General features: G+C 57.1%; 20 protein-coding genes, 2 pseudogenes and 1 other annotated feature. Of the genes and pseudogenes, 3 read left to right on the top strand and 19 right to left on the bottom strand.

Annotation, left to right across the window (positions count from 1 at the left end; all coding sequences use genetic code 11):
• Nucleotides 1-8: 8 nt before the first annotated feature.
• Nucleotides 9-1,673, bottom strand: coding sequence for a biosynthetic-type acetolactate synthase large subunit (ilvB, locus tag ACNSPV_RS03280; RefSeq protein ID WP_348584646.1), 1,665 nt, complete (start codon nt 1,671-1,673; stop codon nt 9-11).
• A gap of 93 nt (nt 1,674-1,766) precedes the next feature.
• Nucleotides 1,767-2,024 (bottom strand) — a binding site (T-box leader).
• A gap of 175 nt (nt 2,025-2,199) precedes the next feature.
• Here ilvB and ACNSPV_RS03285 point away from each other — a divergent pair.
• Nucleotides 2,200-3,417 carry an ATP-binding protein gene (locus ACNSPV_RS03285; RefSeq protein WP_348584645.1) on the top strand — a complete coding sequence of 406 codons (1,218 nt, stop codon included), beginning with the start codon at nt 2,200-2,202 and terminating at the stop codon, nt 3,415-3,417.
• 104 nt (nt 3,418-3,521) lie between these two features.
• On the opposite strand, the gene ACNSPV_RS03290 is transcribed toward ACNSPV_RS03285, so the two are convergent.
• The 8 genes from ACNSPV_RS03290 to ACNSPV_RS03325 all read right to left on the bottom strand — a co-directional run bounded on the left by ACNSPV_RS03290 (nt 3,522) and on the right by ACNSPV_RS03325 (nt 10,513).
• Nucleotides 3,522-3,896: a RidA family protein gene (locus ACNSPV_RS03290; RefSeq protein ID WP_097774035.1), complete on the bottom strand. Its 375-nt coding sequence runs from the start codon at nt 3,894-3,896 to the stop codon at nt 3,522-3,524.
• Between the two features lie 29 nt (nt 3,897-3,925).
• Complete coding sequence (gene ilvA / locus ACNSPV_RS03295) at nt 3,926-5,131, bottom strand: threonine ammonia-lyase (RefSeq protein ID WP_249238061.1); 1,206 nt, start codon at nt 5,129-5,131, stop codon at nt 3,926-3,928.
• A gap of 290 nt (nt 5,132-5,421) precedes the next feature.
• Complete coding sequence (locus ACNSPV_RS03300) at nt 5,422-6,459, bottom strand: TPM domain-containing protein (protein ID WP_348584644.1); 1,038 nt, start codon at nt 6,457-6,459, stop codon at nt 5,422-5,424.
• Nucleotides 6,456-7,214 carry a LemA gene (locus ACNSPV_RS03305; RefSeq protein ID WP_348584643.1) on the bottom strand — a complete coding sequence of 253 codons (759 nt, stop codon included), beginning with the start codon at nt 7,212-7,214 and terminating at the stop codon, nt 6,456-6,458. The genes ACNSPV_RS03300 and ACNSPV_RS03305 overlap by 4 nt, the downstream gene beginning before the upstream one ends.
• Nucleotide 7,215: 1 nt before the next feature.
• Nucleotides 7,216-8,370 (bottom strand): toxic anion resistance protein, encoded by a 1,155-nt coding sequence (locus ACNSPV_RS03310; protein ID WP_348584642.1) that lies wholly within the window; start codon nt 8,368-8,370, stop codon nt 7,216-7,218.
• A 40-nt stretch (nt 8,371-8,410) separates the two neighbouring features.
• On the bottom strand, nt 8,411-9,037 hold the full coding sequence (locus tag ACNSPV_RS03315) for a 5-bromo-4-chloroindolyl phosphate hydrolysis family protein (protein ID WP_348584641.1): 627 nt from the start codon (nt 9,035-9,037) through the stop codon (nt 8,411-8,413).
• A gap of 100 nt (nt 9,038-9,137) precedes the next feature.
• Nucleotides 9,138-9,626, bottom strand: coding sequence for a DNA-deoxyinosine glycosylase (locus ACNSPV_RS03320; protein ID WP_348584640.1), 489 nt, complete (start codon nt 9,624-9,626; stop codon nt 9,138-9,140).
• A complete protein-coding gene (locus ACNSPV_RS03325; RefSeq protein ID WP_348584639.1) occupies nt 9,623-10,513 on the bottom strand; it encodes an HAD family hydrolase in 891 nt (296 codons plus the stop codon). Before ACNSPV_RS03325 ends, ACNSPV_RS03320 begins: the two co-directional genes overlap by 4 nt.
• A 207-nt stretch (nt 10,514-10,720) precedes the next feature.
• On the opposite strand from ACNSPV_RS03325, the gene ACNSPV_RS03330 reads away from it, so the two are divergent.
• Nucleotides 10,721-11,152: a hypothetical protein gene (locus ACNSPV_RS03330; RefSeq protein ID WP_348584638.1), complete on the top strand. Its 432-nt coding sequence runs from the start codon at nt 10,721-10,723 to the stop codon at nt 11,150-11,152.
• Between the two features lie 123 nt (nt 11,153-11,275).
• On the opposite strand, the gene ACNSPV_RS03335 is transcribed toward ACNSPV_RS03330, so the two are convergent.
• The 3 genes from ACNSPV_RS03335 to ACNSPV_RS03345 form a co-directional block, all read right to left on the bottom strand.
• Nucleotides 11,276-12,712 carry a glycoside hydrolase family 1 protein gene (locus tag ACNSPV_RS03335; RefSeq protein WP_348584637.1) on the bottom strand — a complete coding sequence of 479 codons (1,437 nt, stop codon included), beginning with the start codon at nt 12,710-12,712 and terminating at the stop codon, nt 11,276-11,278.
• A gap of 1 nt (nt 12,713) precedes the next feature.
• A complete protein-coding gene (uidA, locus tag ACNSPV_RS03340) occupies nt 12,714-14,531 on the bottom strand; it encodes a beta-glucuronidase (protein WP_348584636.1) in 1,818 nt (605 codons plus the stop codon).
• Nucleotides 14,532-14,634: 103 nt separating this feature from the next.
• The gene (locus ACNSPV_RS03345; RefSeq protein WP_348584635.1) at nt 14,635-16,038 is read right to left on the bottom strand and encodes a PTS transporter subunit EIIC; all 1,404 of its coding nucleotides are present in this window, start codon (nt 16,036-16,038) and stop codon (nt 14,635-14,637) included.
• A gap of 189 nt (nt 16,039-16,227) precedes the next feature.
• On the opposite strand from ACNSPV_RS03345, the gene ACNSPV_RS03350 reads away from it, so the two are divergent.
• Nucleotides 16,228-17,412 (top strand): helix-turn-helix transcriptional regulator, encoded by a 1,185-nt coding sequence (locus ACNSPV_RS03350; protein ID WP_348584634.1) that lies wholly within the window; start codon nt 16,228-16,230, stop codon nt 17,410-17,412.
• Between the two features lie 190 nt (nt 17,413-17,602).
• On the opposite strand, the pseudogene ACNSPV_RS03355 reads toward ACNSPV_RS03350, so the two are convergent.
• From ACNSPV_RS03355 to ACNSPV_RS03385, 7 genes and pseudogenes are all read right to left on the bottom strand, one after another.
• A pseudogene (locus ACNSPV_RS03355) lies at nt 17,603-17,746 on the bottom strand (DUF6061 family protein); the annotation flags it as partial.
• Nucleotides 17,746-17,856, bottom strand: a pseudogene (locus ACNSPV_RS03360) (recombinase family protein); the annotation flags it as partial. The pseudogenes ACNSPV_RS03360 and ACNSPV_RS03355, both read right to left, overlap by 1 nt.
• A 214-nt stretch (nt 17,857-18,070) precedes the next feature.
• The gene (nagB, locus tag ACNSPV_RS03365) at nt 18,071-18,799 is read right to left on the bottom strand and encodes a glucosamine-6-phosphate deaminase (protein WP_117554657.1); all 729 of its coding nucleotides are present in this window, start codon (nt 18,797-18,799) and stop codon (nt 18,071-18,073) included.
• A gap of 13 nt (nt 18,800-18,812) precedes the next feature.
• On the bottom strand, nt 18,813-19,571 hold the full coding sequence (locus ACNSPV_RS03370; protein WP_348584633.1) for a DeoR/GlpR family DNA-binding transcription regulator: 759 nt from the start codon (nt 19,569-19,571) through the stop codon (nt 18,813-18,815).
• 48 nt (nt 19,572-19,619) lie between these two features.
• The gene (locus ACNSPV_RS03375) at nt 19,620-20,894 is read right to left on the bottom strand and encodes a zinc-binding dehydrogenase (protein ID WP_348584632.1); all 1,275 of its coding nucleotides are present in this window, start codon (nt 20,892-20,894) and stop codon (nt 19,620-19,622) included.
• A gap of 51 nt (nt 20,895-20,945) precedes the next feature.
• The gene (gene pfkB, locus ACNSPV_RS03380; protein ID WP_348584631.1) at nt 20,946-21,875 is read right to left on the bottom strand and encodes a 1-phosphofructokinase; all 930 of its coding nucleotides are present in this window, start codon (nt 21,873-21,875) and stop codon (nt 20,946-20,948) included.
• A gap of 261 nt (nt 21,876-22,136) precedes the next feature.
• Nucleotides 22,137-24,209 carry a BglG family transcription antiterminator gene (locus ACNSPV_RS03385; RefSeq protein ID WP_348584629.1) on the bottom strand — a complete coding sequence of 691 codons (2,073 nt, stop codon included), beginning with the start codon at nt 24,207-24,209 and terminating at the stop codon, nt 22,137-22,139.
• Nucleotides 24,210-24,499 lie beyond the last annotated feature (290 nt).

A 24,499-nucleotide genomic window follows, 5' to 3' on the forward strand; every position in this document is an offset into this window, starting at 1 on the left:
TGTCCTCCTTATTCCATGATGATGTCGTTGATATCGCCGCCGCCGGGGATCATGGGCAGCACCTTTTCGTCCTTATCGATGATGCACTCGATCCATGTGGGGCCCTTCTGCTTGAGCGCATCCGCAAAAGCAGCCTGAAACTCCGGAAGGTTAGTGCAGCGGTAGCCCTTCAGGCCAAAGCCGTCTGCCAGCTTGACGAAATCCGTCTTGCGGTGGGGGTCGGTCTGGCTGTAGCGCCTGCCGTAGAAGGTGGTCTGCCACTGGCGCACCATGCCCAGCACCGAGTTGTTGAAGATCACGGTGATGATGGGCAGCTCGTAGCTCACAGCGGTGCAGGCCTCGTTCAGGTTCATGTGGAAGGAGCCGTCACCGGTGAACATGACCACCCGCTGATCCCGGCCAAGGGCCATCTGTGCGCCGATGGCAGCACCGTAGCCAAAGCCCATGGTACCCAGACCGCCGCTGGTGATGAAGCCGCGGCTCTTGGCGTGGCGCAGATACTGCGCTGCCCACATCTGGTGCTGGCCCACATCGGTCACATACACGGCCTCCGGGCCGCACTGATTGCACACCTCTCCGATGACCTGATGGGGCATCAGGCGGGTGGGGTCGGACACCGGGTGGTAATCCTGTGCCTGCCACTCGTGGATCATAGCCATCCACTCCGGATGCTTTTTCTCCTTGATCTGGGGCAGCATGGCGTTCAGCACATAAGCCGCATCGCCCACGATGGAAAGATCGACTTCCACATTCTTGCCCAGCTCACTGGGGTCGATGTCGATCTGGATGATGGTGGCGTTCTTTGCAAAGGTCTTGGGGTTCAGGGCCACACGGTCCGAGAAGCGGGTGCCCACTGCAATGAGCACATCGCAGTCGGCCACAGCGCGGTTGGAGGTGTAGCAGCCGTGCATGCCCACCATTCCGATGTTCATCGGGTCGCCGTAGGGCACGACGCCTGCGGCCATCAGGGTATAAGTCGCAGGGATCTCGGCCTTCTTCAGCAGGTCGCGCAGGGGCTGGCAGGAAGCTGCGCTGCGCACGCCGCCGCCAAAGTAGACCAGCGGGCGCTGCGCCGCATTGATGAGGTCTGCCGCCCACTTCACCCGCTCTGCGTCGAAGGTGGTCACGGTGCGGATGGGCTCCGGCTTTTTGGGGGTGAACTCGCACACCGCCGCCGTCACGTCCTTGGGGATATCCACCAGCACCGGGCCCTTGCGGCCGCTCTGTGCAATGCGGAAGGCAGAGCGCATGGTATCGGCCAGCTCCTCTACCCGGCGCACCGTGAAGTTGTGCTTGGTAATGGGCATCGTGATGCCTTCAATGTAGGCTTCCTGAAAGCTGTCCGTGCCAAGGCCCGCCGTGGCTACGTTGCCGGTGAAGGCCACCATGGGTACCGAGTCCATATAGGCTGTGGCAATGCCGGTGACCAGATTGGTGGCACCCGGGCCGCTGGTAGCCAGCACCACGCCGGTGCGTCCGGTGGCGCGGGCATAGCCGTCTGCCGCGTGGGCAGCGCCCTGCTCATGGGCGGTGAGCACATGGGTGATGCGGTCCGAATTCTTGTACAGCTCATCGTAAAGGTTCAGCACTGCGCCGCCGGGATAACCAAAAAGGGTGTCCACGCCCTGCTCGCACAGGACCTCTACAAAGATCTGAGAACCATTCAACTGCATGGTGTTGCTCCTATTCCTGTTCCACTTCTTATCCATTCCCTCAGGGAGAGCTTTTGAAAAAGAAAAAGAAAAAGCCCTTGTCCCCTGCTTCTTTCAAGAGACAAAGACCTTGTAACATCAAGCTCTCTGCGGTACCACTCTCGTTGGCGTGCTGTGCACACCCTCTCACGGGCTTCCAACAAAGCCCTGCACGGTAACGGCTGCAACCGGCGCTGCTTACAAGGGTTTTGCACCCGTTGGGCAGGCTGCTCCGGGATGATTTTCCGCACGAAACGCTGACTGCCTTGCACCAGACGGCAGCTCTCTGAACAGTGGGGATCGTGTGGTACTTTTTCCCATCTGCGCATTTGCTGATGTAAATTATACTATAAATCGGGCTTTTGTCAATCGATGATTTGTCTCCTGAAGCATCTCAAACATGAAGGGATTTGAACACCTCTTGCGCCTTGGCAGAAGCTGCTGTATACTTCTGATATGCGCGCCTGCGCGTTTATTTATCACACGCTCAAATCAGAGGGACAGGAATATGAAACTGAGAGAATGGAATGCCCGGCTGCACGGGCTTGTTATTTTCCGCAGCCTGCTGGACGATCCCGTGGTGGCAAAGTTTGCGGATCTGACCGACCGCATGGAAGCCGGTGCGCCCGGCTGCGGCCCGGTGTGTGACGCCGTGGCACAATTTGAAGCGGCGCTGTTCGAGCACACCACCAACTGGGGCAGCTACCTCAGCGCCGCCGTGCTGGAAGCCGAAACCGTCTGCGTGCGGCAGGCTGCAGCGGGCACCCTTGCCCCGGTGCTGCAGACTGCACTGGACAGCGAGCTGGCCTTTTTGCAGGCCCTGTGCGGCCTGACGCTGGACGAGCTGCTGGCCGCAGCCGGTTCTGCTGCCGGTCAGGCACAGGAGCTGGACTTTCTTCCCCGGTGGGAGACGGCACAGCTGGATCTGCCTGCCGCCTACGCCCAGCGCATGAGCGAGGTGGGCAGAAAGGGCTACGGCATGTTTGCCAAGCACCATGTGTTCACGGTGGAAAACGGCCAGCTGGTGCCGGTGAAGTACCCCGACCCCCAGCGTCTTTCCGAGCTGCCCGGCTACGAGAAGGAGCGGGAAAAGGTCATTGCCAACACCAGGGCCCTGCTGGCCGGAATGCCCGCCAACAATGTGCTGCTGTACGGTGACGCCGGCACCGGCAAGTCCAGCGCGGTAAAGGCCATTGCCAACGAGTTTGCGCCCGACGGCCTGCGGCTGGTGGAGGTGAAAAAGAACCAGCTGTACCAGATTCCGGATCTGATGGACAGGCTGGCGGCGAACCCGCTCAAGTTCATCCTGTTCATCGACGACCTGAGCTTTACCGCCAACGACGACAACTTTGCCGCCCTGAAGGCCATTCTGGAAGGCAGCGTAGGCGGCCGGGCCGAGAACATTGCGGTATATGCCACCTCCAACCGCCGCCACCTGATCAAGGAGACCCTGACCGACCGCACCGGCGATGACATCCACGAAGCCGACACCCGGCAGGAGCTGATGAGCCTTTCCGCCCGGTTCGGCCTGACCGTCACCTTCCAGCGCCCGGAGAAGGCCCGGTTCGAGACCATTCTGGCAGAGCTGGCAAAGCAGCACGGCATCGATATGCCCATGGATCAGCTGCTGGTAAAGGCCGAGGCCTTTGCCATCCGCGCCGGAGGCCGCAGCCCCCGGGTGGCAAAGCAGTTTATTGAACAGTGCGAGGCCGGGGTGCAGAAGTGACCCCCGCGCCCTCACGCATTCCGCAAGAGAGCCGCAGGAACGCTGCTTTGCAGCATCCTGCGGCTCTCTTTTTGTCCGGTATTTCAGAAACAGTCTGTGTGCATTCACTCACGCACGGCGATGCACTCGATCTCCAGCTTTGCGCCCTTGGGGATGGCCGCCACCTGCACACAGCTGCGTGCGGGGAACGGCTCTGCAAATGCCTTGGCATACACGGCGTTCACAGCGGCAAAATCGTTGATGTCGGCAAGGAAGATGACCGTCTTGACCACATTTGCCATGGAAAGGCCGGCCTCCGCCAGAATGGCCTTGAGGTTTGCCAGACTCTGTGCAGCCTGCTCCTCCACGGTATCGGCCATCTTTCCGGTGGCAGGGTCTACCGGGATCTGGCCGGAAACGAACACCATATTGCCCAGATCGATGGCCTGACTGTAGGGGCCGATGGCGGCGGGTGCATTGGAAGTAGAAACGACTTTCATGATAAAACGTTCCTTTCTTTTTTCTTCTATTATACTCTTTCGCTCACCAGCTGGAAACCCTCTTTTGCAAGTTCTGCACGGATCTGCTCGATCTGCGCCGCATCGCGGGTCTCAAGGGTCAGCTTGAGGAAGCAGCTGGAGATGGGCATGTTGGGGTCAGAACCATCGTGCTGCACCGACACCACATTGCTGCCGCAGCGGGAAACGATCTCCGCCACCTTCTTGAGCTGGCCGGGCTTGTCCTCCAGTGCGATGGTCATGTTGGCCTTGCGGCCGCTCATCACCAGACCGCGGGTGATGACGCGGTTGAGGATGTTCACATCGATGTTGCCGCCGGAGACAACGCAGGCCACCTTTTTGCCCTCGACCGGCAGCTTGTGGAACAGCACTGCAGCCACCGGCACGGCTCCGGCACCCTCGGCCACCAGCTTCTGGTTCTCCATCAGGGAGAGGATGGCGGCAGCGGTCTCGTCCTCGGTGACGGTGACGATATCATCCACATACTGTTCGCAGATCTGGTAGGTCAGCTCACCGGGCGTCTTGACCTGAATGCCGTCTGCAAAGGTGGAGGCTGCTTTCAGGGTCTGATACTTGTGCTCATGCAGACTGCGGTACATGCTGGGGGCACCCTCGGCCTGCACGCCGTACACCTTTACCTCCGGGCGCAGGCTCTTGATGGCAAAGGCCACGCCGGAGATCAGGCCGCCGCCGCCCACCGGCACAACGACCGCATCCACATCCGGCAGCTGATCCAGAATTTCCAGACCGATGGTCCCCTGCCCCGCGATGACCTGCTCATCGTCATAGGGGTGGATAAAGGTCATGCCGGTCTCTTCCTGCAGCTCCACGGCCTTGTCGTGGGCGTCGTCGTAGGTGCCGGGCACCAGACACACCTCTGCGCCCAAGTTCTTGGTGTTCTCCACCTTCATGATGGGCGCACCGTCCGGCATGCAGACGATGCTTTTGATGCCGCGGCGGGTGGCAGCCAGTGCCACGCCCTGCGCATGGTTGCCCGCAGAGCAGGCGATCACGCCCTTGGCGCTCTCCTCTGCGGAGAGCTGGCTGATCTTATAGTAAGCGCCGCGCACCTTGAAGCTGCCGGTGGCCTGCAGATTCTCGGTCTTCAGGTACAGATGGCAGTCCTTGGAAAGCTTGGATGCCTCAATGAGGTCGGTCTTGCGGGCAACGTCCTTGAGCACAAAGGCGGCGTGGTAGATCTTATCCAGAGTCAGCATGGTGATTCTCCCTCTATATGACACATTTTACTGTAATTGCATGGTTTTCAGTATAGATTAGCAAAGTTATTTTGTCAAATGAATTTCCTTCATGATAAAAGAGGTAGAAAAGAGAGCGGCAATGTTTTCCGTCAAGACCGGCACGGCAGCTGCTTCTTGCCGCCCCGATCCCATCCGTGAAAAAGGGGTTCTGAAAAGCCCGCAGGCTTTTCAGAACCCCAAAATCTCAAATAATTCTTCCGCTGAAACGGCCCAAAGCAGCGCGGAGGGCATTTTGCCGCGCAGCGGCATTACCGTCCGCGTCCACCGCCGCCGCCATGGCTGGAGCCGCCGCCCATTCCACCGAAGGAGCCGCCGCCGAAGCTGCCGCCGCCGAACGAGCCGCCACCGAAGGAACCGCCGCCAAAGCCGCCGCCCATGGGAGGACGGGGCGGACGCCGGTTGTTGTTCCGGGGCGGGCGGGGCCGGTCATTGCGGGGGCCGGGGCCATAGCCCGGGCCGTATCCGGGACCGAAGCCGGGGCCCGGAGGGGGCGGCGGGCCGGGACGATAACGCCGACGGGCCGAGCCTGCCATGTAGCCCCATGCGAAGGGGCCCCAGTTCCAGCCCACTGCATGGCCGATGGGTGCAACGAACACCCGGAACACGAACAGCACGATGATCAGCATCACCAGCAGGGACATGAACAGGATCACGATGCCCAGAACGACATCCTCAAAGGTGGTGGGGCCGTCGTCCGGCTCCGCGTAGCCGCCATCGTTGTAGCTGCCATCGTCGTAGCTGCCATTGTTCAGATTTACCCCATAAACACTTGCAATGGTGTCGGCCACATTGTTGGCACAGGTGATTACTGCATCGCTGTAATCGCGGTTAACAAAATCACCTTCCATGGTCTGGGCGAGGGCGCTGGCCTGACTTTCCAGCGTGGTGTTGCGGAAGCCGTCGCCGTAGGTCACGTAGTAATCGCCATCCTCATAGATGGGCGACTCCATCACCAGCAGGATCAGCACGCCGTTGTTGTTTGCGGCATCACCGATGCCCCATGCGTTGAAGGCCTGTGTTGCATAATCCTCAGTGGAATAATTGCCCGTATAATCTACAGTCAGTACGCCGATCTGTGCCCCGTTGCAGCTGGACTGCAGCTGGTTGTTCAGGTCGATGATGGTCTGGGTGGTGCTGTCGCTCAGAACGTTGGCGTCATCCACCACACACTGATCTCTGGGCAGATCCGGCAGGCTGGCGGCGGCAAATGCCGCCGGGCACAGGGCCGCTGCGCCCACTACAAGGGCCAGCACCAGAGCGCTCACGCGCTTTGCAAAATTTTTCATGCGAAGGGTTCAACCTCCTTTACCCCGGCAATGCTGCCCAGCACACTGGCCGGGAAGCCGCCGGTCTCTTTCTGGTAGTCGTAAACGGCATCGTTGTACTGCAGGGTGCCGATGATGGTAGCCGCACTGTTGAACTGGCCGTACTGCCCCTGCACTGCGCCCATCTTCATGGGGTCTGCAGCCTGCTCCTGCAGCTTTGCATAGAGCTGGTCGATCCGCGAACCCAGCACCTCGTTGGCCTGATACAGTGCGTGCATCGTGCTGCCCTGATAATAGGGCAGCGAGGTGAGAGCCTGCGCTTTGCCGCCGTTCTGCACCGCTTCCAGACAGGCCGAGAAGTCGTTCAGCGCGGTCTGTGCAGCCTGCACCTCGGCACTGTCGGCCCCCAGCGTGTTGCCGGCGGTGGTGATGATGTTCGCCGCCGTGTTCATGCGGGTGGTCAGCTCCTCGCTGAGGTTATAGCCGTTGTCTGCCGCCACACCCACCGTATACCATTTGCGGGCTTCGTTGTACCGGCTGCGCAGCTTGGCGCTGCCAAAGCCCAAAAAGGCCGCCAGCATCACCACCACGCTCAGGGCCAGCGCCGCCGCCCGGGTGGAAAGGGTGGCAGGCAGCTTTGCTTCCGCACCCGCCAGCTTCTGCTGCAAAGGGGTCAGCGGCACAGCCTGCTCCGGCTGCTTTTGTTCGCGGTAGCTGCCCGCGTCAAAGCCGCCGGGAGTGCTGTTCTGTTTTTGCGAAAAATCTGCGTTTGCCATCTCAGCTCCGGATCTCCATCATTTTTGCTTTCAGTTCGTCCTCGATGCGGTTCAGCTCCTGCTCGGCGGCGGCACGCTTTGCGCGGCCCTCGCTCTGGATCTTGTTCAGCTCGTCCAGCGTCTCGATCAGGCTCTTGTTGGTCTGCTGCAGGGTCTCGATGTCCACCACACCGCGCTGGGACTCCTTGGCGGTCTCGATGGTACCCATCTTGAGGGCCTCGGCATTTTTCTTGAGCAGGTCGTTGGTCATATCGGTAACGGCACGCTCGGCCTGCATGGCCTGCTGGCTGTGGGCCAGACCCAGTGCCAGCACCATCTGGTTCTTCCACAGCGGGATGGTGTTGACGATGGTGGACTGGATCTTTTCCGCCATCATGGTGTTGTTGTTCTGCAAAAGGCGGATCTGAGGGCCCATCTGCAGGCTGATGTTGCGGGTGAGCTCCAGATCGTAGAGCTTTTTCTCAAACCGCTCGCACTGGTCGGCCAGATCGCGGGCAGCCTGTGCGTCCTCCGGCAGGCCGGAAACCTTGGCCTTGTCCATGGCCTGCTGCAGCTCGTTTGCCCGCACATCGGCCAGCTTCTTTTTGCCGGCCAGAATATACATGCTCAGCTCCTTGAAGTAGGCCATGTTCAGATCATACATCTTATCCAGCATGGCGATGTCCTTGAGCAGCTGTACCTGATGGCCCTCCAGCATGGACTGGATCTTTTCCACGTTGGTCTCTGCCTTGTTGTACTTCATCTTCATGGCATCCAGCTGGTCGCCCTTCTTCTTGAAGAAGCCCAGAATGCCCTTTTTCTCTTCCTCACCGGCATCAAAGCTCTTCAGCTCACCGATCAGGCTGGTGATCATGTCGCCCACCTCGCCCAGATCCTTGGTGGATACCTTGGAGAGCGCAGCCTCGGAGAAATCGCCGATCTTTTTCTGGCAGGCAGAGCCGTACTGCAGCACCTGCTGGCTGTTGGTAATGTCGATCTTCTCAGCGAACTGGTCCACCATGGCCTGCTCCTCCGGGGTCAGGTTCACCTGTGCCTCCGGAGCGGGGGCTTCCTGCTGGACGGGCGCAGCCTTTTCCTCCGCTGCCGGGGCGGGGTCCAGTGTCAGGGTGGGCACAGCGGGTGCATCCAGATCAAAGTTGAATGTATTGTCTGCCATAAGAGATTCCTTCCTTTCCAAATACCGGTTACCTTTTTCTTCAGCTCAGTCCCTGTCCCTTGAGCATGCTCTGCAGCACCGTGATGTCTGCAGAAAGGTCCATGCTCTCGGCGGCGTACAGGGCATCCAGCTGGTTTTCAAACGCCGTGGCAATGGAAGCAGCATTGTGCTCCACCTCGGTACGGATGGCTGCGGCATTCTCGCCGCGCACGCCCTGCTTTGCCAGCTTTGCATACTGCTGCAGCACGTTCACCGCATCCGGCAGGTAATAGTTTGCGAACCTGCGCACCTGCTTTGCCTTTTCCGGGTTTGCTTCCACCGCCTCCACAATGGAGCGGCCCGCCTTTTCCATGCGGGTCATGGCGGCAGAGAGCTGCGGGTCCGGCAGCTGCTCGTTGAGGGTGTGCAGGGTATCCAGTTTCTGCTGGATGTCGGTCAGCATCGCGTCCACATCCTCCACGCCGGTGTGGAAGGGCACTTCGTGCTCCACCACCCGGGGCGGGCAGACCTTCTGCGCCGCGCCAAAGGCGATCAGGGCACCGCCCAGCGCCACCAGCAGCGCCCACAGCTTATACACCGGCAGTACCGCGCACAATCCCAAAAAGACCAGCGCCATTGCATAAAACGGCAGAACGCTGGGCTTCTGGGTGCGGATGATCTTACTCATGAACCTTCTCCTTCTTTGGGGTAGCTTCCCCTTATGTTATCCATGATACCGCACCCGGCGAAAAACGCAAGGGTTTCACGGATAATTTACAACCTTGCAATCATTTGGAAATCCACGGGCCCAGCGCTTCGCCCCAGACCGCGCGCAGCGTTTCCGGGCGGCAGGCGGCGTTTGCCGGGCTGGTGCTGGGCAGCTTGACGGCCGCGATGCCGGACACCGGCTGCAGATACTTTGTATAGATGCGGTAAGCTGCCGCACCGTTGCAGAACACCGCCTCGATGGGTGCCTTTTCCAGCAGTGCGGCGATGTCATTCGGCACCGCATCCCGGATGGAAGCGTCCGACGCCCCGGTAATGGTGCAGCGTTCCAGCGTGTCCCAAAGGGCCAGACCATGGCGCAGGATGATCTGCTTTTTGGCTTCGATATCCTCCCGCGCGGGCGTCTGCTCCCCGGTCAGCGCGGCCAGCATGGGCCAGAAGCGGTTCTGCGGGTGGCCGTAGTAAAAGGCCATCTCGCGGCTTTTGGGGCTGGGCCATGTGCCCAGGATCAGCGCCCGGCTGTGTTCGTTATACACCGGGTCAAAGCTCATTGTCCGCCTGCACTTTCAATTTTATCCCAAGGCGAGCCAAGGTCGCGGCCGGACGGCACCGCTGTGGGGCCGTCGAACCACAGCTCCTCGATCAGTGCCGCCACGCCGTCCTCCCGCACGTCGCCAATGATGCGGTCGGCGGCAGCCTTTGCGTCCGGCGTGCCGTTTGCCATGCAGCAGCCAAGGCCCGCTGCCTTCAGCATGCCCACATCGTTGGCAGAATCCCCTGCCGCTACGGCATCGGCCAGCGTCAGACCCATTTTTTCACACAGGTCAGCAAGGCCAACCCCCTTGTCCATTCCTCCGCGCACGATGTCGTAGTAGCACAGGCCGTCGGCATTCTGCGCACCCACCTGCATCCAGTGCAGGCCCAGATGGCCGTACTTTGCCGCAAAATCTGCTACGTGCTCCGGCGGCACTGCCGCAAAGGCCGCGTGGGGCATATCGATCAGGTGGCGGTCCTGATCTTCGCCGTCCACGCAGTCCAGCCCGATGCTGTTCATCTGCCGGTAGCCCCTGTGCAGATATTCATACTCGCAGTAGGCGTAGCAGGCATCCCTGAAATTGAACTGCAGCGGATAGTTATAATCCTCACAGAAATCCACCAGCGCATACATTTCCTCAGCGGTGAGCGGGTGCTCTGCCACGATGCGGCCCTCGCGGTCCACCACGCAGGCACCGTTGCAGGTGATGGCGTAGTCGAACCGGATGCCGCCCAGCTGCCCCTTGAGGCTGACGCACGGATAGGCACGGCCGGTGCTGAGCACGAATCTGCCGCCTGCGGCCTGCAGCTTCTTTACCGCCCTGACCACCTTCTGGTGGGGCTTGCTCTCACCAAAGGGCACCAGTGTATTGTCGTAATCGCTTGCCAGAATCTTATATTGCATTCTTTTCTCCCCTATGGAACCAGTTTTGTACCAGTATACCATACTTTTTAAATTTTGGGGTGCATTTGTGCATAAAAATAAGGCTGTCGCACAGGATCTCATGCAATAGCCTCATACGCCGTTCTTCTCAGATCGTCCAGTTCCGGCTTACCGACCGGGTACATTTTCGAGAGGGCGGGCCAGAGCGAGGACGAGATCATCCGGAACATGAGCAAACTTTATAAGAATGTGGTCGTTCTGGACTCCGGCGCGGGCTTTTTTGCCCTTCTGGTCGCGGCGCTGGCACCCGAAGTTCCCGGTGCAGCACAGTTCCAGCTGATGGAACTTCTGCAAAGCCTTGCGCAGCAGGGCCGGACCGTCGTGATGGTTTTGCACGACCTTGCCCACGCGATGCAGTACAGCGATGCCGTGGGTGTATTCGCAGACGGAAAACTTGCCACCTTTGCGGAACCCTCCCAACTGTATGAGCAGAAGATCTGGGAGGAAGCGTTTCAGGTAAAACTCTGTAAGGCACTGGATGGAACATATTATATCAAGTCGCTGGAAAGAAACGCACTGTTTCATGCTGTTGCCCCCCTTGTTTCAAAAACGGGGCTGTTGCAAAATAAAAATGCGATAGCAGCTTGCACAAAGAGATAGTGCAAAAAACGAAAAACAGGAAGTTCCCACTGGGGAACTCCCTGTTGTACATATCGCTATTGTCTGTGGCTTTTGGCAGGGTGCGTCCATTCAGGGCGCACCCTGTTTTTGTTTTATTCCCAGTTACAATTCAGCGCCGTTTGTCTCAATGACCCGCTTATACCAGTAAAAGCTATCTTTACGCTCGCGGCTCAGGTCGCCGGTGCCATCATCGAACTTGTTGACGTAGATGAAACCGTAACGCTTTGCCATCTCGCCGGTGGAGGCGGAAACGAGATCAATGCAGCCCCACGGGGTATAGCCCATCAGATCCACGCCGTCCTTGACCGCCTCAGCCATCTGCTCGATGTGCCGGCGCAGGTAGTCAATGCGATAGCTGTCGTGGATCTTGCCGTCCTCGCTCTTCACATCGTAAGCACCCAGACCGTTCTCCACCACCATCATAGGCAGGTGGTAACGGTCGTAGATTTCGTTGAGGGTGTAGCGCAGACCAATGGGGTCGATCTGCCAGCCCCAGTCGGAAGCCTTCAGGTAGGGGTTCTTCTTTCCGGCAACGATGTTGCCGCCCACATCCTCGGTATCCTTATGGGTGGTGATGCAGTTGGACATATAATAGCTGAAGGTGTAGAAGTCCACCGTGCCTTCTTTCAGGATGTCAGCGTCCTCGGGCTGCTGCAGGATGGTGATACCGTTCTCGGCGAACCAGCGCTTCATATAGCTGGGATACTCGCCGCGCACCTGCACATCGGAGCAGAACCAGTTGGTAATCTGCATCTTCTGCTGGTTGGCGACCACATCGGCAGGGTCACAGGTCAGCGGATAGCTGGTGATGAAGCTGATCATGTTGCCCATCTTGAACTGGGGATAGTTGTCGTGGGCGTACTTGACCGCCTTGGCGCTGGCCACGAACTGGTGATGAAGTGCCTGAAAACGCTCCTGCTTGTTGTCGGGCACATCGGCGGTGGAGCCTTCAAAGCCTTTGATCGTGCCGGTCCCGAGGATCGCGCCTATGGGCATGGTGCCGCAGTTGATCTCGTTGAAGGTCAGCCAGTACTTTACCTTGTCCTTGTAGCGCTCAAAGATTGCCTTGCAGTAGTTCATGTAGAACTCGATCAGTTCCCGGGAAGCCCAGCCGTTGTACTTTTCCACCAGAGCATAGGGCAGCTCGTAATGGCTAATGGTGACCAGCGGCTCGATGCCGTGCTTCTTGCAGCAGTCGAACACGCGGTCGTAGAACTCCAGACCCTTCTCATTGGGTTCCGTTTCCCAGCCGTTGGGGAAGATGCGGGTCCAGTTGATGGAGGTGCGGAAGGTCTTGAAGCCCATCTCAGCAAAGAGGGCGATATCCTCTTCGTAGTGATGATAGAAATCAATGGCCTCGTGGCTGGGGTACAGACGGTCGGGGCGGATGCCGGTGGTCACCCATTTCGGGCTGGTGTGGGAACCGTTGGTGCACATATCCGGCACGCTGGGGCCTTTGCCGTCCACATCCCATGCACCCTCGAACTGATTGGCAGCGCAGGCGCCGCCCCACAGAAAATCATCACGAAAAACTCCCATTTTATTCTCCCTTATAATTCAGCGGCAGAGATTCCCAACGTCTTTTGAAGGTGAATGCTGCATCCTTGGGCTGACGCTGGCGCGTAAAGATGCCCTTCTTGTTTCCGTTGACGCGCATAACACCCTCGGAAGTCTGGAAGTCTGCAAAGTTCCAGACCAGCTCGCCCTGCACAAAATCGTAGCTGTCAAACACGCTGAAATTCATTGCCAGATACTCATTCTGGTATTCCTGACTCCACATGATAGCGGGCAGCTTGTGCTCAGTGGCAAGGGTGTCCGTGCCGAATTCGGTAAAGACGAATGGAACGTTCAGCTTTTTTGCCGCCCACTTGTCCATTTCAGCACGGAACTTGACCTCCGCTTCCTCCATCTCAGCGCCGCCGCTGATGTACCAGCCATAATACCGGTTCAGACAGATGAAATCACACAGCTGATAACAGCGGCACTTGTCAGGCGCGCTGTTCTTCTCGAACGCACCGGTCAGCGGACGGTTCTGCGGATCCAGTGTACGGGCGGTCTCAAAGACTTTCGTGAAGTAATCCTTTGCATACTCGCTGGTGGTTTCCGGCTCATTGAACAGGCTCCACGCAAAAACGCTGGGATGGTTTTTGTCGCGCGCCATCATCTCCTTGACCTGCTGAATGTGATTTTTCAGCAGCTCCGGAACTGTAGGTGTCTCGAAAAAGTAGGTGTACTGGCCTGTGCCGGCTGCGGCAAAGTTGTGGGTCGAACGCATCATGCCGACAGCGGGGACTTCGTCAATAATAAGGAAGCCCTCTTCATCTGCCATCTGATACCACTCTTCTGCATAAGGGTAGTGGCTGGTACGGAAACAGTTGGCATCCGTCCATTTCATACACTCAAAATCCCGCTTTGCGACGGCCCAGTTGAAGCCACGCCCCAGAATATCAAAGTCCTCGTGCTTGCCAAAGCCTTTCAGGTAGACAGGCTTTCCGTTGATGAGGATCTTTGTGCCGCGAATCTCCACCGTGCGGATACCGATGCGTTCCCGGTACTCGTCCACAGGCAAGCCGTCCTTTTTCAGTGTGATGACGATGGTGTAAAGATAGGCGTTCCGCACCTGCCAGAGATGCGCGTTCTGCACGCAGAGAGCACCTTCCGCACCGTTTGCTTCTGCCACCAGCTTGTTTTCCGCATCCAGCAGCTGTACCGAAATTTCTCCGGCACCTTCACAGAAAACCTTGTAATCCACCTGTGCATCCGCACCGTTCAGCGTATAGCGCACCTCATAGTCCTGAACACTTTCTGCCGGGAGCATGACCAGATACACACTGCGCTGGATGCCGGAGTAGTTAAAGAAATCGAAATAAGGCTTAACGATTTTTCTGCCGCTGGAGAGGACATTGTGTGTTCCGCAAGGCAAAGTGCTCTCGTTCAGGTCGTTGTTCACCCAGATACAGACCCGGTTCACCGCACCACGGCGGACAACGTCCGTGACATCGGCGACAACGGGGAGAAAGCCGCCTTCATGCCGGGCGACCTCAACACCGTTGCAGAACACAATTGCACGGTGGGTAATGCTTCCAAAACGAAGCTGCACCTTGCTCTGCACCGTTTCAGGCACAAAAAAATCCTTCTGATACCAGAAATCGCCGCAGTAGTCCCGGTCAGGACCGCTGGTGAAGAAATCAGAGAAGCTGGCAGGTACCGGCATGGAAATGGGAGACGGCAGACCGTCCTTCCAGTTTTCAGAAAGGCCGCAGGACTTTGGGTCAAACTGGAATTGCCACATCCCGTCCAGCGACAGAGCCATGCGATAACGGTTCGTAATGGGGTAAAGGACTGAGTTTTTCATCATAGAACGATGCTCCCGTTTTTGATTGTATTTATGGTCTGTTTACCAAAAATGCTCCGCAGCTGTTCATCCTTCAAGAAAAACATCTGCGAAGCACGGCGTTATTTTACTTGCTTTCTTTTTCCAGCATCTTATCGCTGTAACCAAACAGCCAGGTCAGGACAAAGGAGCCGACAAAGGAAACCACGATGGCGACCACACCCCAAGGTCCATAGACTGCCCAGATCGCAGGGATCGTCAGCAGGTTGACCGACATCTGCACATTACGGGTGACATTGAAGATGCCGCAGATGGCACCACCGATACCGTTGACGAGGCAAACGATAATCATAGGCTTCTTGTACTTGAGCAGAATGCCGTACACAGCAGGCTCGGTGACACCACCAATCAGTGCAGAAATCGTGTCCGGACCGGCAACCTCTTTCAATTCCTTGTTCTTGGTTTTAAAGAATATCGCCAGACATGCAGCAGCAATACCAAAGTTGCAGCCGACCGTCAGAGGCAGAAGATAATCATAGCCAAGCACAGCCAGATTGTTCAGAGCAATGGGAACGAAAGCCCAGTGGATGCCGAAGATGATCATAACCGGCCACAGAGCAGCCATCAGGAAACCACCCAGCGGCGGGCAAAGGTGCATACCTGCCTCGATAATGGTAGAAAGACCATTGCCCAGGATATCGGTAACAGGTCCTACAACGATAAAGGTCAGCGGAACAAGAATGAGCAGATCCAGCACCGGGATAAAAATGCCACGCAGCATCTTGGGAATGACCCGGTTCAGCAGTTTTTCAAGCTTAGCCTGCACGAAACAGGCGGCAATGATGGGGAGAACCGAGCTGGTATAGCTGATCATGTGGACGGGGATGCCAAAGAAATCAACTGCGATGGGGTCGGTTGCGCTGAACAGAGCGGTGATATTGGGGTATACCAGCGCAGAAGCGATTGCCATCGAGATAAAAGGCTTAGCACCAAACTTGCTGCCTGCGCAGTATGCAAGGAAGATCGGCAGGAAGTAGAACACACCGTCACCGGCTGCGTTCAGGATCGCATAAGTCGTAGTGGACTTGTCCAGCACACCCAGCGTGACGAACAGAACCATAAAGCCTTTCAACAGACCGGCACCGGTAAAGGCACCAAGGAACGGGGTGAAAATACCAGAGATCGTGTCGATCAGGACAGCAGACAGCTTCGGCTTTTCCGCCGGGGTGGTATCGGCAGCCGTTTCTGCTGCCGAAGCCTGTGCCACGCCTGCTGCGGTGATGTGGGTGGTTTTCAGGATAATATCATACACATCTCCTACATCGGTACCAATGACGACCTGATACTGACCGGCGGCTTCCATGACCTTGAGTACGCCGTTCAGTTTTTTGATTTCTTCGGTCTTTGCCAGAGAAACATCTTTCAGTTTGAAACGCAGACGTGTAACGCAATGTGCCAACGAGACAACGTTTTCTTCACCACCGACCAGCTCGACAATGCTCTTGGCAAGCACGTTGTAATCTTTTGCCATGGTTTTCCTCCTAATGCTTTTCTTGTTTTTTCATGTTTTTCACAACGATTCTGCGGCAGGGGCCCACTGCTTTGAGATTCTGAAAATAGGATATCATTTTTTGAAAAGATGTGATAGAATAAAATATAGTAAAATAGAATTATTCACCGTTCTCAATTAGAATAAAACAATTTAGAATAGGATAAAACTATGACTTTAAATGAATGTTGTGCTCTTGCGCAGGATATGACACGCATCCCTATCACCGTTTTGCAGACTTCTACAGACTGTATGCTCTTCTGCACACAGTATCAGTTTCATCCCTTACAGGAATATCTTCTGCCGCATACGATGAAGTTGTTTCTGGAAGGACTCTCGGAAAACGAAACTGTCTGCGTGACTGATCCCTTCCATATAAAAACTCTGTTTTTTCGGATTGGTTCGGTTCCTCTCGTGCTTGGTCCGTTCTGTACCGAGTTCTATTCCTTGAATGACTGTGAAAGCCTGCTGCGACAGATCGAGTTAAAAAACTTTTCTCCGGAAGAACTGGCTGCACACCGGGGCAAGATCCCGGTGGCACCAAAGTCCAATCAGCAGCATATCATTCACTGCCTGTTCCGCGCGATGGAGACCCCCATTCCAGAAGATTTCCGAGAAATCAATTACGACAAGAAGAACGTCCGTACTATTTTTCAGGATGTTGACTCTACTGTTCCCTATGCGGAACTTGTTGCTCAGCGCTATGCGCTGGAAGCCGCGCTGATGACAGCTGTTGAAAACGGCAATGTCGTAAAAGCGCTGGAGAGTTGGAATGAACTGCACAATTCTGTTGCCTTCTTGAAACGGTTGGGACAAACACTGGAAAGTGCCCGGGTTTCGGCTGCCATTACCCGCACAGTTATCCGCATTGGCGCAATGCACGCAGGGATTCCTCCCATTGTAAACGACCGGCTGTCCTCTGCCAGTGCCTCCATCATTTGGGATGCCCACACCATCGACGAGATCAATCAGGAACATGAACGGCTGATCCGTGAATACTGTCAGACCATCCGGCGCAAAAAGACCACCAGCTACAGCAACCTGACGATCAGTGCACTATATTATCTGGAGCACTCCTATGCACGGGCAGTCACCGTGCAAAGCATGGCAACAGAACTGGATGTTTCTCCAAATCATCTGATTTCGCTATTCAAAAAGGAAGTCGGTATCACGCCGCTGGCCTATCTGAATCGCATTAGAATGCAGCACGCTGCACACAGTTTGGCGCATAGCAGAGCACCAATACACGAAATTGCAGAATCCGTTGGCATCATGGATGCTAACTATTTTGTCAAACGCTTCAAAGCAGAATTTCAGGATACTCCGAGCCAATACCGTGCTAAATATTTTCAATAACTCCGTTGAGGTTCTCTCCGTTTGAGCAGCAAGAAAAGTGGGCAGGCGCGTAGCACAGAAAATGTATAAAAATCACCCGCAACTGTTGTCGAGTTGCACCGAATGTTCTATCCGCACATAAAAACAGTTTCCATCTGTAATTTTGTCGTACAGATGGGAACTGTTTTTTTAGGGAATCTTTATAGCGTGGTCAATCTTCTAATCCATGACTCCCAGCCACTTTCTTCAAATATTCCTCCGGGTTGCCATTCAGAATCAAATCAGTATAGCCCAGTGGGTCATTGTAGATGAGATAATCCAGTTCTGACCTCTGCGCCATGGTAACATCCAACGCATGGTGATGCCATTCTTTTCCGCATAGGCCGTGCACTCGCGGATCTGGCCTTCGATAGATTCTTCGCGCTGGTTGTCGCTGGAATAGCGGGCATAGATCACGGCGGTCATGGCAGGCACATCCTATTTATACATCATTGAACTGTGGAACGTGCATCTCAAACAATGTTTCGTATAATGGATATACCACATTTTGCGTAAGATTGCAAGATAAATCTTATTTCTGACAGAAAGAGCCGAACCCGTGCAACGAGTCCGGCCCTTTCTGTGCTTTGGTTGGATCTTGAGCAAAATTATGGTAAATGAAGAGGTTGGCTTTGGGAGTTTACAGCAGGCTCAGTGCTTCCTCGTCTGCCACAAGGATGCAGTCCGGATGCAGCTGCAGGATGCTGCCGGGGCAGGCAGGGGTCACAGGACCGGTCACGGCGTCCTTGACGGCCTGTGCCTTGGCTTTACCGTTGGCTACCACCAGCACCTTGCGTGCCTGCATGATGGTCTTGATGCCCATGGTGTATGCCTGTTTGGGGACAAGGGCCTCGTTGCCGTCAAAGAAGCGCTTGTTGGCTTCGATGGTAGTGGGCGCAAGGTCGACGCAGTGGGTCTCCAGCTCAAAGGCTTCGCCCGGCTCATTGAAGCCGATATGACCATTGGGGCCGATGCCCAGCAGCTGCAGGTCGATGCCGCCCAGCTTGTGGATGATACCGTTGTAACGGGCACACTCGGCGGCGGTGTCCAGATTGGTACCGTCCGGCAGGTTAGTCTTGGCCGGGTCGATATTCACCTTGCTGAACAGGTTCTCGTTCATGAAATACCAGTAGCTCTGGGGGTGCTCCTTGGGTAGGCCGCGGTACTCATCCAGATTGACAGTAGTGACCTCGGAGAAATCCAAATCGCCTTTGTTGTACCAGTCCACCAGTTGGGCATAAGTGCCCACCGGGGTGCCGCCGGTGGCAAGACCCAGTACACAGTCCGGCTTCATGATGACCTGTGCGGAGATGATATTGGCCGCTTTGCGGGACATATCCTGATAATCTTTTGCACGAATGATCTTCATAATAATGCTCCTTTTATAGTACCGTTACGCCTGCGTTCCGGCAGGCCTGTAAAAATTCTACGGGCAGCTTTCCGTCCGAGATCACAATATCAATATCGGACAGCTCGCAGATGTGGAACGTACTTTTCAGTCCGATTTTGGAGGAATCCAGCAGCACGGCTTTCTGCCCACAGTCACAGCGGCGGAGCACGGTCTGCTTGAGCCGTGCTTCATCCTCCACGCCGCAGGTAAAACCGGTTTCCGGGCTGTAACTGGTCACGCCCAGCAGCAGCAGATCAAAGTTGATGCCCTCCATCGTCTGGATGCTCTGTGCACCGCAGACGCTCAGGCTGAACCGGTTCAGGTTGCCGCCCGGCAGGGATACATGGGGCTTTTCCAGCTTTGCCAGCTCCATGGCGCAGCTCAGGCCGCTGGTGTAGATGAGCATGGGCTGATCCGGGATGCACCGGGCCACTGCTGTGGCGGTGCTGCCGGAATCCAGAAACAGGGTGGTGTTGGGGCGCAGCAGAGCAGCGGCTTTTTCGGCAATGATCTGCTTTGCTTCGGCATTGCGGGCAGAACGGCGGCTCAGCAGGTCGTCTGTGCCTACCACCTGCTCCACCGACTTGACACCGCCATGCACCCGCACCACACGGCGGGCTTCATCCAGTGCTTTCAGGTCGGTGCGCAGGGTCATTTCCGAAACGGAAGGGAAAGCTTCCTTGAGCTGGGCAAAGCTAATGCTGCCTTTGCGGTTCACCAGCTCCACGATTTGATTGCGGCGTTGTTCCATGGGGGATTCCTCCTGTCTGCGTTTGTCCTGTCCCATGGCACGTTCCGCTTAGTCCTCCGGGTTGAAGTTTGCCAGCAGATATTCCTCTGCTTCCGGGCACCACAGGCCGTTGTGGGCATCCACGATGTCAGCCAGTGCGGTATAGCGGGGATCGTTGTCCTGTTCACCCTTGGCACGCAGATCGGTCAGGGCGATGAGGGGCATGGTCAGGTGGGTGTAGATCAGCTTTTTGCCGCCAGGGATCTTGGGCAGGTTTAGGGTGGTCTCGGCAGCGGCGTTCAGACCGCCGATGTGGGTGACCATCACAGCCGGGTCGATGCGCTTAGCGGCGGTCAGTTCCAGCGACTCGATCATGTCGGCGGTGTTACCGCCGGTGGTGCCCATGACATGGGTAGAATTGTAGTGCACATCGTAGAAGTTCATCTTGGCGCTGAAATGCTTGTCGGTGGGACCTGCAAAGAAGTTCAGGCAGCCGTCACGACCCAGCACAGCACTGGACAGCTCCACCACCGGCGCGATGGGGGCGTAGCAGAACACATCATCAAAGCCGGTACCGCCGGTCAGCTCCCGCAGCTCGGCAGCGGGGTCTGCCATGTTGGCGGTGTTGACGAAGTACAGGTCGATGCCGTCCTTCTCCTTGACCTCCTTCGGGGGGAAGAGGGACTCCGCACGGGCCAGACGATCCTCGTTGATATCGGTGACCACCACCATGCCGGGGCGCACATCACGGTGCAGTGCGTAGGTCAGAGCACCCAGACCCATGGGGCCTGCACCGGCCAGAATCGCCAGCTTGCCACCCTTCTTGATGCCCATATCGTGATGGTACACACCCATCTTGGTGTGGTAGGCGGCGTTGAAAGCACCGATGGAGCAGCTCATAGGCTCGGCCAGAGAAGCCTCGTAGTAAGCACGGCCCTTGTACTCCAGCAGGCAGCCCAGTTCCATGACCTCGGCAGGGATGATGCAGTAGGTGGCGTCGCCGCCGAAGAACTCGTAGGAGTAGCCGGGGCTCCACATGGTGCCCTTGTAGTTCAGGGCGGGCTGCAGGGTGAACTTCATGCCGGGCTTGAACTTGTCCTGATGCGCCTTGCCCACCTTGACGATATCACCGGCGAACTCGTGACCCATGATGGCGGGGTGCTCGGCTACATCCGGATGCACACGCTTGTGACCAGTGCCGAGGATGGCGCACTTGTAAGTAGACATGCAGATGCTATCGGAAACGACCTTGACCAAGATCTCATCGTCCTTGATCTCCGGCAGTTCAAAAGTATCCAGACGCAGATCGTTGGCGGCGTGCAGACGAACAGCTTTGACTTTCATAATGAAACTCTCCTTTTATTATAACAGTTACCGTTGTGTTTTCAAGAAGTTTTACAGATGCTGGAAGGTGACCCGCGGCAGCAGTTCTTCGATCTGGCTGCGCTCTGCGGCCTGTGTGCCGCTGCACATCACATTGGCGGCTCCCGTGGCGATGGACAGGCGAACGGTGTTTTCTTCGCTGAGCCCTTCTGCTTCGGCGTAGGCGAGAGCGGCGACCACGCTGTCGCCGGCACCCACCGTGCTGCCCACTTTGACCTTCAGTGCCGGAGCGTAGATCACGCTGTCCTTGCGGAGATACAGCGCACCCCGACCGCCCATGGACACCACCACATGTTCGATGCCCCTGCGGATGAGCGCCTGACCGGCATCGGCCAGTTCATCCAGCGTTTTCAGCTCCCGGCCCATCATGCGGGAAAGCTCGTCGTTGTTGGGTTTGACCAGATAGGGAGCAGCCTTCAGCCCCTCTGCCAGCAGCTCACCGTCTGCATCCAGAAAGACCTTTGCCCCTGCCTTTTTGCAGGATTCCACCCATGTGTAGTAGGTGTCCTTGGGGGCACCCTTCGGCAGGCTGCCTGCCAGCACCACGATATCCCCCCGTTTCAGTTCCTTCAGCAGGTCGTACAGCAGGGCGGTCAGCTCCGGGGCATCCACCTCGATACCCGGCTCGTTGATGTCGGTGTTGGTGTGGTTTTCCGGGTCGATGACCTTCAGGTTCGTGCGGGTCTCGCCGGGCACGAAACGGAAGTTGTGGGCAAGCCCTTCACTGTCCAGTGCGTCCTGAATGGCTTTGCCGCTGTTACCGGCCAGAATGCCGATAGCCTTGCTGGTCCCGCCCAGCTTTGCGATCACCTTGCTGACGTTGATGCCCTTGCCACCGGGATCGGTACGCATCTTGGTGATCCGGTTTACGGTGTCCAGCGCAAGGTTTGGGATCTCAACGGTCTTGTCCAGCGCCGGATTCAATGTTACGGTGTAGATCATGGGAACAACAGCCTCCTTCATGATTGTTGTTATGAAACTCGAAACTGTTGAAACGAAAGCTCTAGCATTATAATACCAACAGTTTTCGCCCATGTCAAGCTGTTGTTTCAACAAATTGCACTGCGTGTTTTTGGTGCTTTTCGCCAACTTTCTGGGATACATGATTTTTAGTTCAAAAGTTCTCTAATAGGTATCTTTTTACAACAACAAAAAACTCCCGGTTCTGCCCAAAAAGGAAAAAGCCGGGAGTGCGTTTTCAGTTCATTTTGTATGCGGCGGTTTGCAGTCCGCAAAAAAGGTGCGATCAAAGCCCTGTTCCAACAGGTCTGCAGCTTCCTGCTGCTGGCCGGTGCGCAGCGCCTCCATCAGCCGGGGCGTTTCGATCAGCTGCCCGCTGACATTCTGCATGACCTCCACCGGGACGCCGTTCCCGTCGTCCGGAGCCAGCAGCACCAGTGCCCCCAGCACGATGCGCCCCGGCTCATAGACCGGCGGCTGTGCCTGCAGATAGCCCAAGCGGCAGTCCTTTACCGCACTTGTCCTGCAATGGAGCAGCAGGGCATACAGAGGTTTGATGTAGGTATCGCCCAGCGTTTCACGGCGGCGAAGCTGCTGCTCCACCAGCCGGGCGTCCGCTTCCTGCGGGCAGAACAGCTGCGCCGCTGCATGGATGAGGGCAGCGCGGCTGCCAGGAGCCTTGACGGGCTGGATGGTCAGATGTTCCAGCAGCCCGGTCATGGACCGGGTCAGGCGCGCATAATACTGCAGCTTAGAGCCTGCGTGCGGTGCATCCTGCACGGGCTGCACCGCCGGTTCCGGTTCTGCGCGGTTCTGGCTGTACCGCGTGATAGCGTCCTTCAGCACGGCACGGTCTGGCTCCAGCAGGGAAGGGCTGATGCACACCGCCGGGTAATCCAGTTCCAGCGGCACGGTGGAGATAATGAAGTCGATTTTTCTCCGACGCAGGTCGGCAGTGTTCAGCTCCCGCACCGAGCAGCACCCCTCCACCTGCAAAGAGGGAAACTCGTTTCCCAGCCGGGAAGCCAGAAAGCGGCTGGAACCCATGCCCAGCGGACAGGCCACTACCACCCGCAGCAGCAGCCGGAACATGGCATTCTGTTCCAGCACTGCGCCAAAGTGCATGGCAAGGTAGGCCGCTTCGTCGTCCGAGATGGCGGGCAGGACGAATTGCTGCTGCACCGCATCACAGGCGGTGCGGGTGGCTTTCCACAGGCCGGGGTAGGCGGTGCGGATGGTGTCCAGCTGGGGGTTTTCGGTACGAATGTTCTGCTCCACCCGCAGCAGCATGGGGCGCAGGTGGCAGTACAGGTCATCCCGCAGAGAGGTGTAACCGGAAAGGTCTGTGTGCAGCGCCTTTTCCATTTCCCGGATAAGGGCGGCTTCCAGATTCCGCAACTCCATCTCCTGCGCACTGCCCCAAGGATCCTCCGCACCCAGATAGGCGGAGAGATACAGTTCCAGATACTGCGCTTCCTCAGGCGGCAGGGTCAGCCCGAAGGTGCGGTTCAGCGCCGCCACCAGCCGGGCAGCATGATTGCCCGCCGGGCGCAGCCCTCTGGGGGCACTGCCCTTGTCGCCGCCCTGCCGCAGCTGCTGAATGGTCAGGGTGCAATGGATCGCCAGCGCCAGAAAGCCTGCATCCGGCAGATGGAGCTGTTCTTCCTGTTCAAACTGCTGCAAAGCCGCCCAGACCTTTTCGGCCGTTTTTGTATCCAGCAGGGTCGAGAAGATCTCGTTTTCCGGCATCCGTCCGCAGAGCACCTCTGCCAGTTCCTTTTCCGGCATACTGCTGCGCAGCAGGGCAGACACCACCCTCCGGTAGGAAGAAGCATCCCCCTGCAGCCAGACCCCCACGCCGGGGCGGCGGAACATCTCCACCCGGTAGGGGTGTAGCTTGGTCTCAAGTTCATCCAAGTCTGCAGACAGCGTGCTTTCCGAAACGCCAAGCGCCCGTGCCAGTACCGCTGTTTTGCAGGGCTCCTGCTCGCTGAGCAGCCTTGTCAAAAGCTGCTGCCGCCGCTCTGTGCGGGAAAGTTTTTTCCTGTCGCCGCTGTTCAGCTGGGTGCGCAGTGCGTCTCGCCGCTCCGGCGCTTCATCCAGCAGCAGACCCTTGCCGGGATTCCGCACAAAATGCGCCCCGGCAGCCTGCATCCACTGCTCCACAGCGGGCAGCTCCCGCAGCACGGTGCGGCGGCTGACCCCGATGCTTTCAGCCAGCGCCGCCGCCGTCACCCAGCCCTGCGGAAGGCTGAGCAGCTGCTCGATCAGCTTCCGTGCATTTGCCGACAGTTCCTCACGATACACCGCACCCATGTTGCTTCTCTCCTTTTCCCAAAAGTTACCCATTGCTTCTATTGTAACATAGTGCCACCCCGTCTGCCAGCCCCCAACGCAGAAAAGAAGTTGTGTGTTTTTTGTCACCATTGCCCAGTGACAAAAGCTTCCTTGTTCCCGTCTTGTATCCCGGCGCATCAGCAAATATGCACAAATCACCCGCGCATCCATTGGAAATGTTGCCGTATCAGCCCACTGGTGTCACCATCCTCCGGTGACAACCCCACCGCTTGTCACCATTGAAATCCGGCGCAGTATCGGCTAGAATA

Origin of the sequence: Faecalibacterium sp. 3, assembly GCF_048323735.1 — a bacterium.
In the GTDB taxonomy this organism is placed as follows: domain Bacteria; phylum Bacillota; class Clostridia; order Oscillospirales; family Ruminococcaceae; genus Faecalibacterium; species Faecalibacterium wellingii.